Below are 11,474 nucleotides of genomic sequence, written 5' to 3'. Positions count from 1 at the left end.
CCCCCCTTGTGTCAGAACACTACTTTTCCAAAGTAGGTCCCCCACCCCCCCTCCCAGCCTGTGATGCGTGACGGTCACCCCGGAAGATCCGGTCGGTAGACGCTTGACGAGACCGGCACCGACCCACGGACTGGCCGCGCACCCCTTCAGCGGGCAGCACTGCTACGAACTAGTCCGCACCCGGCCGCGAAGCCGGACGCCCCAAGGATCCGTCCCCGTGAGCCCCGTTTCGTGGCCGCCCGGTCAATTTGCTTCTTGCGGTGGAGGGGTGGGTGTCAAGGGTGGAGCGCAGCGGAATCGGCGCAGCCGACGCCCGAAGGGCGCCCTTGACTCCCGGCCCGGAATCGCCAACCTCGGGACAACCGGGCGGCCCCGGCGCCAACTCGACGCCGGGACAGCAAAGCCCCCCCGCTACCCCAGCAGGGCGCTCAGCGCTTGAGTATGAAGGTGAAGTCGCCGGAAAGCTTGCCGCTCAACCGGGCTGCCGAAACGAGCTTCCCCTCCGATATCAGGCGCTCGACCTCGGACCGCGAAAGACCGCAACCGTCAGCGATCAGTCGCATCGGCCGGACAGGGATCCGGGCCGCGAAGCGGACCGAGACGTCGATCACCTCGCGGTCCAGGTGATCCGTTCCGCCAGTGTCGAGACGCCAGGCGTTGCCCCAGTCGAGGGCGATGCGATTACGGCGACGTACGACCGGATCCTGGAGCAACTCAGCTGCCAGGCCTGGGTCGTTGTCGTGCATTCGGTCCAGCAACTCAGGTCGTACGGAGCGCACATGCATCCGCTCCAGGACCGTGAGCTTGGCGGTTTCCCCGCAAGCGCTGCAGAGCACGAGGAGCCAGGCGTCGAGGAGCTTGTGGTTTGCGTTGACGCGAAATTTGCCGTTTGGCCGGAAGCGCTCGGATGCGCAGGCGTGGCAACGGCGGAGGACGGTAGGCAGGCAGGTGGGCATGACCACCCAGCTATTGAGCACAGAAGTACACCGGTTTCAGTGAGAAGTCCGCAGCAAAAAGCAGCGCGGCGCATAAGCGCGACGCGCGACAAATCAGCACTCGGGAGGTCTCACGCGGTGTACAACGGAACGCCCTTGCCTAGACGACTTGGTTCGGCAGCAAGGTAGTGGCGCACAGCTGCGCCGATCCACTGGTTTTCGAGAAGGCGCGCTACGTAACCTGCGCGCCCGTCTCCTGCCAACGAACAGGCCCACACCCGGCATGGTGCAGTTGCCGTGCGAGCATGTGTGGCCATCGATCAGAACGCAGACGGTTGCCGAGGAGCCTTCGTGCGACACAACGTCGGATGGGCAGTACCCCTGGCGGCTCTGGCGCTGCTGACCGGGTGCGGGGATTCAGCGGGAGGCACCCATCCCTGCACCCTGATCGGCACGCCCGCCGGAATCCGGGTCGAGGTTCACCCGGAGCTGGCGAACAGCGTGGCCGAGGCGACCCTCACGGCGTGCTGGGACGGCACATGCCGGAAGCGCGCGCTGCAGTTGAGGGAGATTTCGCCGGAGGAGCCGGCAACTCCAGGGAACCCCGTGATGACCACGGAATCCGCTACCGCCATAGAAGGACCGGCAGCCAGGACCCCCCAGACCCCCCAGACCTCCGAACCGCCCATCTGGCCTGGCTTCGCTGCCGTACGTGACCTGCCGAAAAAGCCGATACGCGTCACGCTGGTATTCAAGAACCAGCGCGGAGATACCGTGCTCGACCGACAGATCAGCACCACCCCGAAGCCCACCTATCCCAACGGCCGCAACTGCTCGCCAGGCGGCCACCAGGCGCGCCTGACGGTCACGGAAGAGGGCTCGTTGAGCTCACGCTGATCACTTCAGGTCGTGTGTGAGGGGTGCGAGGCGGGTCATGGCCGTACGGCCGGTTCGTCGAACCTTCCGGATTTCACTCCAGCTATGAGAGTTGGCTCCGTCGCCGCCACCGGAGAATGAGGACTTCTGCCAGGTGATTGTCGTCGCCATGTCCGGGCCCCTCAGACTTCCTTGATCAACCGGTGAATGAGATCTCTCGACCCTACTTCGTCGAGTGCCGCACCCTGCACCTTCCTGAACAGGGCGCGATACCGGCCAAGCACTCCAACCGGAGTTACGCATGCCCAGAACATGCAGTAGCAGCGGCCGTGGCGATGGCGGCGGCGAAGCCGAGAGCTTCGGTGAGCCGGCTGAGCCATGGGAATACACCCTCTACATCCCCCACGACCTCCGCGCCGTCACCATCGGCCGCCGCACCCGTGCGGCGTAGGCAAGGGCGAGCGCAATGGGGAGGTGGGCGGTATGGTCGATGGTATGGCAACCAAGAAGTACACGGTCACGCTGCCGGAAGAGCTGGCGGAGGAGATCCGGGGCGAGGTCGGCCCCGGCAGCTTCAGCGCGTACGTCACGCGGGCCATAGAGCGTCAGCGCGAGCGGGACCGGCTTGGCGAGCTGGTCGACTGGATGCAGGAGGAGGGCGGCGCGGTCACCGAGGAGGAGATGGCAGCGGCGGAGGCCGAACTCCGAGAGGCTGAGCGGCACTTCGCAGCGAACGAAGCCGGCGGCCGCGACGCCTCGGACCGCGGCGGCATGCCGCTGGCGGGCTGATGGGGATCGACTGTCTGGTGCTGGACAGTGAGGGCCTCTCGCGGGCAGCGCTTCGTGAGCGCGGGATGACGGGCCTGTTGACGGCCGCCCATGGGAAGGGCGTGCGCGTGGTGACCAGCTCGATGACCTTGATCGAGGCGTACCACGGTCAGGTCCGACGCCAGGCTTGGGCGTGGGTGATGTCCCGCATCGTTGTGGAGCCTGTGACGCGGGAAGTCGCGGACACTGCGATCGCGCTGCTGGCGGAGACGGGGCTGCACGGCCACAAGTACGCGATCGACGCGGCGCTGGCGGTGGTCGCGGGGCGGCAGCCGGGGAATGTTGTGCTGTACGCGTCGGACGAGGACGACATGCGGAAGCTGTGTTCGGGGGGCGTGCTGATCAGAGCGCTCTGACGGGGTGCGGGGCGATGCGTAAGCGGGGCTGAATAGTGCTCTCGGCCTCGCTTACGCCCTGGCTCGTCAGCCCGCGTGCTCGTCCAGCGGTGCGATGCCCGCGTGGTTCTCCTGCGGGGTGACCGGGATGTGGCCGTCGCCGGCGAACGCCGGGGCCGACGCCCCGTCTGCGGCGGCAGCCGCGATCGCGACCGTCTCCCCTCAAGACATGCGTCGGCCGCGGTGGCTCCCCCTCCGCGCCACCGCGGCCGATCGGTCCCCCGTCGGGATGTGAGACTTGGGTTAGTCCTGCGGCGGGGCGGGGATGTGGCCGTCGCCCATCGTGGTGATCTCGCCGTCCTTCGGCGGGGCGGGGATGTGCCCGTCGCCCTTCGTAGTGATCTTGCCGTCCTTCGGCGGGGCGGGAATGTGGCCGTCCCCCATCGTGGTGATCTCTTCGTTCTTCTTTGCGTCGCTCATAGTGGAGAACTCCTATGGGTTTGACGGTTCGCTGGGGCAAAGCGCCCGTTCAGCAACTCCCCCGAGGGTCGCTGAACGGGCGCTTCAGGGCCGATCACTCTAGCGGTGGGGCCCGCGCGACCCGTCTGCCCCCCGACGCGACGGATCGATGCTTAGAGAGTGGCAGCAGCCCATAAACGTTCGATGAACGCCTCAGGCGGGCGAGTCAGGCTGCCGCGATCGGGGCCAGAAGCCGACGTACCTCGTCTGCCTCTGGCGCCTCTGAACCTTCATGAATGGCCAAGGCTTCCTGCCAGCAGGCGCGCGCACGGTCAAGCTGTCCCAGGTTGTTGAGCGACCTGCCAAGAAGGGTCAGAACGTTGGCGCGCATCCAGTCTCCGCCGACACAGCCGATGCTGAGCGCCTGCTCTGCGTGCTGGGCGGCCTGGGTCGAGTGACGGGCCGAGAGGTGAACCTGGGCTATGCGGAAATGAGTGGTCCCTTCCCACAAGCGCTGCCGGTTCTCCATGAACATCTGCAGTGCGTCAGTGAGCTGGTCCAGAGCTTCCGAATGACGACCCACATGGTTGAGAGCGATAGCCAGGGCGCACTTGGCGTTGGCAAGACGGAAGGTAAGTCCGAGATCGTCGTATATCGCCATGCCTTGGCGGGCGAGGTCAATCGCCGTGGACGTACGCCCCATTGTGACGAGCACACGGGACAAGTTGCACAAGGCGCTGGCCTCACCGGCTCGGTTGGCGTCGGAGCGAAACTCCTCGATCGCCTTGAGGAGGTAGGACTCGCTGGCGCCATGGTTGTTGACGCAGTAGGCGGTGATTCCCTGCTCGTTCGGTGCGTTCCCGCAGGTCCAGGGGTCACCTGACATTTCGCCGAGCTCTGAGGCGCGCTCCAGCTCAGTTGAAGCCGAATCGAAGTGGCCAACCTTGCTCAGGACCTGGGCAAGTGTCACCCGAGCCCGCCCCTCAGCATGCGCATCCCCCACGGCCGCAGCCACATCCCGCGCAGCCGAAGTCGCCAGCTCATACCGGAGCGAACTCGCCCCCGACTCCGCCAAGTCCTTGGAAGCCAGCAGCAGATCAACCGCCCGCCGCAGTGTCCCCTCGCCCAGCGACTGCTGCACACACGCCAAAATGCAAGCCGCCTCCGAGTGCAGCCAGTCCAGCGCCTTCGCGTCGTCGCTGAAGTCCTGGCCCACATGCTCGGTCACTTCGAGGTGGTCCACGGTCCGGTCCCCCGGCCGCTCAATCGCATAGACCCGAGCCGCCGAAGCCAAGTAGAAGTCCAACAGCCGCGACATGGCCGCATCCCGCTCGCTCGGCGGCTGCTCGTCCCGCTCCGCGCACGCACGCGCGTAGAGGCGGACCAGGTCGTGGTACCGGTACCGGCCCGGAGCCGCCGACTCGACCAAGGACGTGTCGACTAGGGACTCCAGCAGGTCCTCCGTCTCCTCCACCGGCAGGTCGAGTACCGCAGCCGCGGCCGCCAGCGACAGGTCAGGCCCGTCCGCAAGCCCCAGCAACCGGAACGCCCGCGCCTGCGCCGGCTCCAGTTGGCCGTAGCCCAGTTCGAACGTCGCCTTCACCGCCAGGTCGCCCGCCTGGAGTTCGTCCAGTCGGCGCCGCTCGTCCGCCAGCTTGGCGGCGAGCGTAGAGACCGTCCAAGTACGACGTGCCGCCAGGCGAGAAGCGGCGATGCGGATCGCCAGCGGCAGGAAGCCGCACGCCGCCACCACGTCCAGCGCGGCCTTCCGCTCCGACTGGACCCGCTCCTCGCCCACGATTCGGGTGAAGAGGAGCAGGGCCTCCTCCGGGGACATCACGTCCAGGTCCACCAAGTGCGCGCCCGCCAGGTCCACCATCCGGATACGGCTCGTCACCAGCGCCGCGCAGCCCTCCATGCCCGGAAGGAGCGGTCTCACCTGGGCCGCGTCCCGCGCGTTGTCCAGGACCACCAGGACCCTGCGGCCGTCCAGGACCGAGCGGTACAGCGCCGAACGTTCCTCGAGTGAATCCGGGATCGCCGAGTCGGCAGTGCCCAGGGCCCGGAGGAAGGCGCCGAGGACTGTCTCCGGCTCCGCCGCACGAGCCCCCGCCCCTTGCAGGTCCACGTACAGCTGGCCGTCCGGGAAGTGCGTGCGCGTCACGTGGGCGACATGGACCGCCAAGGTCGTCTTGCCCACGCCCCCGATTCCCGCCAGCGCCGAGACCGCCATCACCCGGCCCTCTGCCGAGGAGAGGATCTCACTCAGTTCGGAGACGAACGAAGCCCGGCCCGTGAAGTCTGGCACCGTCGCCGGGAGTTGGGCCGGGCGGACTACCGCCGCCGCCGGCTCCGGCACCGCCGCCGACGGTTCCGCCAGGGCCGGGTCCACCTGGAGGATGCGTTGCTGCAGCTCCTTCAGGCCGGGGCGGGGGTCCACCCCCAGTTCGTCCGCCAGCAGGCGCCGCGTGTCCGCGTACACCGCCAGCGCCTCCGCCTGGCGCCCGCTGCGGTACAGCGCCAGCATCAGCAGCTCGCGCAACCGCTCCCGCAGGGGGTGCGCCGCCGTCAGGGCTGTCAGCTCGGACACCGACTCCGCGTGGCAGCCGACCTCCAGGTCCATGTCCAGGCGGGATTCCAGGAGTTGGAGCCGCCATTCCTCCAGGCGTGCGCGCTGGGTTTCGGCGTACGGGCCCGGCACATTCGCCAGAGGTTCGCCGTCCCACAGGCTCAGGGCCTTGTTCACCAGCGTGCGGGCCTGGCACAGGTCGGCCACGCCGCGTGCCTTCTCGGCCTCCGCCCACAGGTCCTCGGCGAGGGTGAGGTCGAGGGCGCCTTCGGCGACCACTACCGCGTAGCCGCCCGCCTCGCTAATCAGGACGCCCGGCGGCAGCACCTTGCGCAGACGTGAGGCGTACGTACGGACCGCCGCAAGCGCCTGCGACGGCGGGTCGTCGCCCCATACCGCGTCGATCAGCTCCGATGCCGTGGCCGTGCGGCCGTCGCGCATGAGGAGGGCCGCGAGCAGGGCGCGCTGTTGCGGCGAGCCCATGGAGAGCTGCTCGGCGCCGAGCCATGCGCGTACAGGCCCGAGCACGCTGAACCGCGACGCCCGTTCGACCTCGGGGGTGCTCCCCGGGGCCGGACGCCGCTGCTCCGGTACTCGCGGTACACCGTCCATCGCTCCCCCTGCTGCCCTGCCGTGACCGGCCGTCGCCGTGCCTGGTCGTGCCTGGTTGTGCGTTGCGGGGCTGCCCTACCCGCGATTGCCGTTCGCCTATCCGTTCATGGTTCTTGCTCCCCGCCAGTTTGCCTTGTTCACGGCGGATACGTCAGCTCCGCGAGGCGGCTCTCACAGGGTCCTCGCACGAGCGGCCGAGCATTCGTCGGCGTACAGAGAGCCGCAAGAGAGCTCGCAAGGGAGCTGACGGGTCGTCAGATCGGCGCTACCGTGGACGACATGGACACCACTGAGACCCTTCCGACGTTCCCGAGGATCATCTCGGTGGACGACCACACCGTTGAGCCCGCCCATGTCTGGCGGGACCGTCTCCCGGCGAAGTACCAGGACAGCGGGCCGCGCATCGTCCGTGCGCCTCTGAAGGAAATGACCTTTATGGGCGGCAAGTTCGCCCCGGTGATGGGGGTGAAGGGGGACGAAGGGCCCATCGGTGACTGGTGGGTCTATGAAGACCTGCACCGGCCGCTCACCCGGCTCGACACCGCCGTCGGGTACGACCGTGACGAGATCAAGCTTGAGGTGATTACGTACGAGCAGATGCGGCCGGGGTCCTTCAGCGTCCCGGAGCGCCTCGCCGACATGGACGTCAATCACGTCCAGTCCGCCCTCTGTTTCCCCACGTTTCCCCGTTTCTGCGGGCAGACTTTCACCGAGGCCAAGGACCGCGAGCTCGGGCTGCTCGGCGTGCGCGCGTACAACGACTGGATGGTGGAGGAGTGGTGCGGGCCAGAGGCGCACGGCCGTCTGATTCCTCTCACCCTCATTCCGCTCTGGGACGCCGAGCTCGCCGCCGCCGAGGTGCGAAGGAACGCGGCGCGCGGCGTGCGTGCGGTCGCGTTCTCCGAGATACCGCCCCATCTGGGGCTTCCCTCCATCCACACCGACGAGTGGGACCCCTTCCTGCGGGCCTGCGACGAGACCGGCACCGTCATCGCCATGCACATCGGGTCGAGCAGCAAGATGCCGAGTACGTCGGCGGACGCGCCGCCCGCCGTGGGGTCGACCATCACCTTCGCCAACTGCTGTTTCTCGATGGTGGATTGGCTGATGAGCGGGAAGTTCGAGCGCTTCCCGAATCTCAAGATCATGTATGCGGAGGGGCAGATCGGGTGGATTCCGTACATCCTTGAGCGTGCGGATGTGGTCTGGGAGGAGAACCGGGGGTGGGGCGGGGTCGCCGACAAGGTGTACCGGCCGCCGTCCGAGCTGTTCACGGAGCATGTGTACGGGTGCTTCTTCGATGATGCCTTCGGGCTGAAGAACCTCGACTCGATCGGGGTCGGGAATGTGCTCTACGAGACCGACTATCCGCATTCCGACTCGACCTGGCCCAAGTCCCGGGAGGTGGGGGAGTCGCAGATGGGGCACCTCGCGCCCGACGTCGTCGACCGGATCGTGCGGGGCAACGCCATCGACCTGCTGGGGCTCACGAGTGAAGGGCTGTGGGTCGCCGGGGCGTGATGTCGAGGGGGGGGAGGGAGGGTCCGGGGTTCCGTGAGCGGGAGCCCGGGCCCTCTTCCTTGCCCCACCCCTTGCCCTTCTTCTTGCCTCACCCCTTGCCTGACGGTCCGTCAGCTACGACGATGTGTGCGTGTCGTCGGATATGACGGATCGTCAGATCTAGATGGGTGGGTGGGCTTCTCATGGCGCTGGGCTTTCCGCAAGGGCGACTCGTGTACGGGATGCAGCTCCCGATCCAGTCGCAGAGCGCTATCTACGCGGAGGCGTGGGAGGCGGATGCCACGATCGAAGATCTCGCGGAGATCGCCCGCGTCGCTGATCGCAGTGGCTTTGCGTATATCGCCAGTTGTGATCACGTGGCCATTCCGCGGCGGCTCGCGGAGGCCATGAGCACCATCTGGTACGACCCCGTGGCCACGCTCTCCTTCCTCGCCGGGATCACCGAGAACGTACGGCTGATGAGTCACGTCGCCGTCGTGGGCCTGAGGCATCCCCTCATCAGCGCCAAGCAGTACGCCACCCTCGACCGGCTCAGCGGCGGGCGGCTCGTCCTCGGGGTGGGGGCCGGGCACGTGCGGGAGGAGTTCGAGGCGGTCGGGGCCGACTTCGAGCGGCGCGGGCCCGTTCTCGACGAGACCATCGATGCCTTGAAGGCCGCCCTGGGGCCCGAGGAATTTCCCGAACACCATGGTGAGTACTACGACTTCGAGGGGCTCGGGCAGCAGCCGCGGCCCGTGCAGCCGCGTGTGCCGATCTGGGTCGGCGGCTCGTCGCCCGCCGCCGTGCGCAGGGCCGCCGTGCGGGGCGACGGGTGGCTGCCGCAGGGCGATCCGCGCGACAAGCTGCCCGCGCAGATCGCCAAGCTCAGGCGGCTGCGGGAAGAGGCGGGGGTGCGGGATCCGATCACGGTCGGGGCCATCGCCGAGCCGCTGTACGTGGGCGAGCCCGCCTGGTCCGTGGGGCGGCGCACGCTCAGCGGGAAGCCGGATGCCATTGCGGATTCGCTGCGTGCGTACGGGGCGATGGGCGTTCAGCAGATACAGGTGCGGTTCCGGAGCAGGAGCCGTAGTGAACTCACCGATCAGATGGCGGCGTTCGCCGCCGAAGTCGCTCCGCATCTCAACTGAGAACCCGACCGAGGAGACTGGCATGGGCAAGCTGGACGGGCGCGTCGTCATCGTCACCGGTGCGGCACGCGGACAGGGCGAGCAGGAGGCCCGGCTCTTCGCCGCCGAGGGGGCGAAGGTCGTCATCGGGGACGTGCTCGACGACCAAGGAGAGGCGCTTGCCAAGGAGTTGGGCGAGGAGTCGGCCCGGTACGTGCATCTCGACGTCAGTCAGGAGGCCGACTGGCAGTCCGCCGTGGGCGCCGCCAAGGACGCGTTCGGGAAGATCGACGGGCTCGTCAACAACGCCGGGATCCTGCGGTTCAACGAGCTGGTCAGCACGCCGCTGGAGGAATTCCAGCAGGTGATCCAGGTCAACCAGATCGGCTGCTTCCTCGGCATCCGCACCGTCGCTCCCGAGATCGGGGCGGCCGGCGGCGGCACCATCGTGAACACCGCCTCGTACACGGCGATGACCGGCATGGCCTATGTCGGCGCGTACGCCGCCACCAAGCACGCCATCCTCGGGCTCACCCGCGTCGCGGCCATGGAGCTCGCGGGCCAGGGCATCCGCGTCAACGCCGTCTGCCCGGGCGCCGTCGACACCCCGATGACCAACCCGGCACAGCTCGACCCCACCGCCGATCCGACCGAGGCGCGGGAGGCCGTCGCCGAGCTCTACAAGAAGCTCGTGCCGCTCGGGCGGATCGGGAAGCCCGAGGAGGTGGCCGCGCTCGCGCTCTTCCTGACGGGGGACGACTCGGCGTACATCACCGGGCAGCCGTTCGTCATCGACGGCGGATGGCTGGCGGGGGTGAGCATTGTCTGACGATGCGTCAGTGCGAGGCCGTCGCGGGTATTGACGGTCCGTGCGGCCGGTGGAACAGTCGACCCATCAAGATCTGACGGTGCGTCAGAAACTCACGAGGATGGTGAACCTCCTTGGAATTCGGTCTCTTTGTACAGGGATACGTGCCCGCCAAGCGGGCCAAGGTCGACCCCGAAGCCGAGCACAAGGCGCTCATCGAGGAGACCGAGTACGTCATCCAGGCGGACAAGTCCGGGTTCAAGTACGCCTGGGCGTCCGAGCACCACTTCCTGGAGGAGTACTCGCACCTCTCCGCCAATGACGTCTTCCTCGGTTATCTCGCCCACGCGACCGACCGCATCCACCTGGGCTCCGGCATCTTCAACCCGCTGGCCCCGGTGAACCACCCGGTCAAGGTCGCCGAGAAGGTCGCCATGCTCGACCATCTCTCCGAAGGGCGCTTCGAGTTCGGGTCGGGGCGGGGTGCGGGATCGCACGAGATATTGGGGTTCATGCCGGGGATCACCGACATGAACCACACCAAGGAACTCTGGGAAGAGACCATCGCCGAGTTCCCCAAGATGTGGCTCCAGGACGAGTACGTCGGCTTCCAGGGCAAACACTGGTCCCTGCCGCCGCGGAAGGTGCTTCCCAAGCCTTACGGGAAGTCCCACCCTGCTATGTGGTACGCCGCCGGGTCCCCCCCTTCGTATGCGATGGCAGGCAAGAAGGGACTCGGGGTACTGGGCTTCAGCGTGCAGAAGGTCTCCGACATGGAGTGGGTCCTCGAGTCGTACAAGACGGCCGTGAAGGACGCCGAGCCGGTCGGCGCCTTCGTCAACGACAACGTCATGGTGACGTCGACCGCGATCTGTGCGGAGACGCACAAGAAGGCTGTCGAGATCGCGGTGAGCGGGGGGCTCAACTACCTGCAGTCGCTGCTCTTCCGGTACCACGACACCTTCCCGCGGCCCGAGGGCATCCCTCAGTGGCCCGAGCTGCTTCCCGAGTACAGCGAGGAGATCATCGAGCTGCTCATCGCCGAGGAGCTGATGATCTGCGGCGACCCGGACGAGGTGCTCACGCAGTGCAAGCGGTGGGAGCAGGCCGGGGCCGATCAGCTGTCCTTCGGGCTGCCGATCGGCATCTCGCCGGAGGACACGAAGAACACGATCAAGCTGATCGGTGAGCATGTGATCCCGAAGATCGATACGGATCCCGTTCACCGGACTACGCGTATGCGGGGTGCCTCCGGCGGTTGAGCCGGGGTTTGAGCTGCCCCGGCCTTCCCTTCCCGGACGGAGGCCGGGGTACCCCCTCTTCGCCCTTCGGGCGTGTCCTCAAGCGCCGGACGGGCTATTTCCCGCCCACCCACCCGTTCTGGACGTGTCATCTCGCACCCAAAAGGCACAGAACTCACCCGCC

11 protein-coding genes are annotated in these 11,474 nt (G+C 67.5%); 8 read left to right on the top strand and 3 right to left on the bottom strand.

What is annotated here, in order from left to right; all coding sequences use genetic code 11:
• Positions 1-428: 428 nt before the first annotated feature.
• Positions 429-977, bottom strand: a complete 549-nt coding sequence (locus AB0O76_RS19325) for a DUF1062 domain-containing protein (RefSeq protein WP_365492337.1) — start codon at positions 975-977, stop codon at positions 429-431.
• Between the two features lie 309 nt (positions 978-1,286).
• On the opposite strand from AB0O76_RS19325, the gene AB0O76_RS19320 reads away from it, so the two are divergent.
• The 4 genes from AB0O76_RS19320 (at position 1,287) to AB0O76_RS19305 (ending at position 2,995) form a co-directional block, all read left to right on the top strand.
• Positions 1,287-1,832, top strand: coding sequence for a hypothetical protein (locus tag AB0O76_RS19320; RefSeq protein ID WP_365492334.1), 546 nt, complete (start codon positions 1,287-1,289; stop codon positions 1,830-1,832).
• 280 nt (positions 1,833-2,112) lie between these two features.
• Entirely contained in the window at positions 2,113-2,262 is a 150-nt protein-coding gene (locus AB0O76_RS19315; RefSeq protein ID WP_365492332.1) for a hypothetical protein, read from the top strand.
• 44 nt (positions 2,263-2,306) lie between these two features.
• Positions 2,307-2,600: a hypothetical protein gene (locus AB0O76_RS19310; protein ID WP_365492329.1), complete on the top strand. Its 294-nt coding sequence runs from the start codon at positions 2,307-2,309 to the stop codon at positions 2,598-2,600.
• The gene (locus AB0O76_RS19305; protein WP_365492326.1) at positions 2,600-2,995 is read left to right on the top strand and encodes a hypothetical protein; all 396 of its coding nucleotides are present in this window, start codon (positions 2,600-2,602) and stop codon (positions 2,993-2,995) included. The genes AB0O76_RS19310 and AB0O76_RS19305 overlap by 1 nt, the downstream gene beginning before the upstream one ends.
• Before the next feature lie 282 nt (positions 2,996-3,277).
• Here AB0O76_RS19305 and AB0O76_RS19300 read toward each other — a convergent pair whose 3' ends face one another.
• Positions 3,278-3,454: a sigma-like protein gene (locus tag AB0O76_RS19300; protein WP_365492323.1), complete on the bottom strand. Its 177-nt coding sequence runs from the start codon at positions 3,452-3,454 to the stop codon at positions 3,278-3,280.
• Positions 3,455-3,659: 205 nt separating this feature from the next.
• Positions 3,660-6,614 (bottom strand): BTAD domain-containing putative transcriptional regulator, encoded by a 2,955-nt coding sequence (locus tag AB0O76_RS19295; protein WP_365492320.1) that lies wholly within the window; start codon positions 6,612-6,614, stop codon positions 3,660-3,662.
• 279 nt (positions 6,615-6,893) lie between these two features.
• Between AB0O76_RS19295 and AB0O76_RS19290 the strand changes: the two genes are divergently transcribed.
• The 4 genes from AB0O76_RS19290 (at position 6,894) to AB0O76_RS19275 (ending at position 11,311) form a co-directional block, all read left to right on the top strand.
• Complete coding sequence (locus AB0O76_RS19290; RefSeq protein ID WP_365492317.1) at positions 6,894-8,135, top strand: amidohydrolase family protein; 1,242 nt, start codon at positions 6,894-6,896, stop codon at positions 8,133-8,135.
• Between the two features lie 182 nt (positions 8,136-8,317).
• Positions 8,318-9,262, top strand: coding sequence for an LLM class F420-dependent oxidoreductase (locus AB0O76_RS19285; RefSeq protein ID WP_365492315.1), 945 nt, complete (start codon positions 8,318-8,320; stop codon positions 9,260-9,262).
• Positions 9,263-9,284: 22 nt separating this feature from the next.
• Entirely contained in the window at positions 9,285-10,070 is a 786-nt protein-coding gene (locus AB0O76_RS19280; RefSeq protein ID WP_365492312.1) for a glucose 1-dehydrogenase, read from the top strand.
• Between the two features lie 113 nt (positions 10,071-10,183).
• Positions 10,184-11,311 (top strand): LLM class flavin-dependent oxidoreductase, encoded by a 1,128-nt coding sequence (locus AB0O76_RS19275; protein WP_365492310.1) that lies wholly within the window; start codon positions 10,184-10,186, stop codon positions 11,309-11,311.
• The last annotated feature ends 163 nt before the right edge of the window (positions 11,312-11,474 follow it).

The organism is Streptomyces sp. NPDC086554, assembly GCF_040686095.1.
Taxonomy (GTDB): Bacteria; Actinomycetota; Actinomycetes; order Streptomycetales; family Streptomycetaceae; genus Streptomyces.
The sequence above is the reverse complement of the archived record's forward strand: the minus strand, read 5'-3'. Positions and strand labels throughout refer to the sequence as shown.

What these genes read in the sequence shown, in the direction of transcription:
- AB0O76_RS19305 (WP_365492326.1), top strand. Translation starts at nt 2,600, where the DNA reads ATGGGGATCGACTGTCTGGTGCTGGACAGTGAGGGCCTCTCGCGGGCA.
- AB0O76_RS19290 (WP_365492317.1), top strand. Translation starts at nt 6,894, where the DNA reads ATGGACACCACTGAGACCCTTCCGACGTTCCCGAGGATCATCTCGGTG.
- AB0O76_RS19300 (WP_365492323.1), bottom strand. Translation starts at nt 3,454, where the DNA reads ATGAGCGACGCAAAGAAGAACGAAGAGATCACCACGATGGGGGACGGC.
- AB0O76_RS19285 (WP_365492315.1), top strand. Translation starts at nt 8,318, where the DNA reads ATGGCGCTGGGCTTTCCGCAAGGGCGACTCGTGTACGGGATGCAGCTC.
- AB0O76_RS19315 (WP_365492332.1), top strand. Translation starts at nt 2,113, where the DNA reads ATGCCCAGAACATGCAGTAGCAGCGGCCGTGGCGATGGCGGCGGCGAA.
- AB0O76_RS19295 (WP_365492320.1), bottom strand. Translation starts at nt 6,614, where the DNA reads ATGGACGGTGTACCGCGAGTACCGGAGCAGCGGCGTCCGGCCCCGGGG.
- AB0O76_RS19280 (WP_365492312.1), top strand. Translation starts at nt 9,285, where the DNA reads ATGGGCAAGCTGGACGGGCGCGTCGTCATCGTCACCGGTGCGGCACGC.
- AB0O76_RS19310 (WP_365492329.1), top strand. Translation starts at nt 2,307, where the DNA reads ATGGCAACCAAGAAGTACACGGTCACGCTGCCGGAAGAGCTGGCGGAG.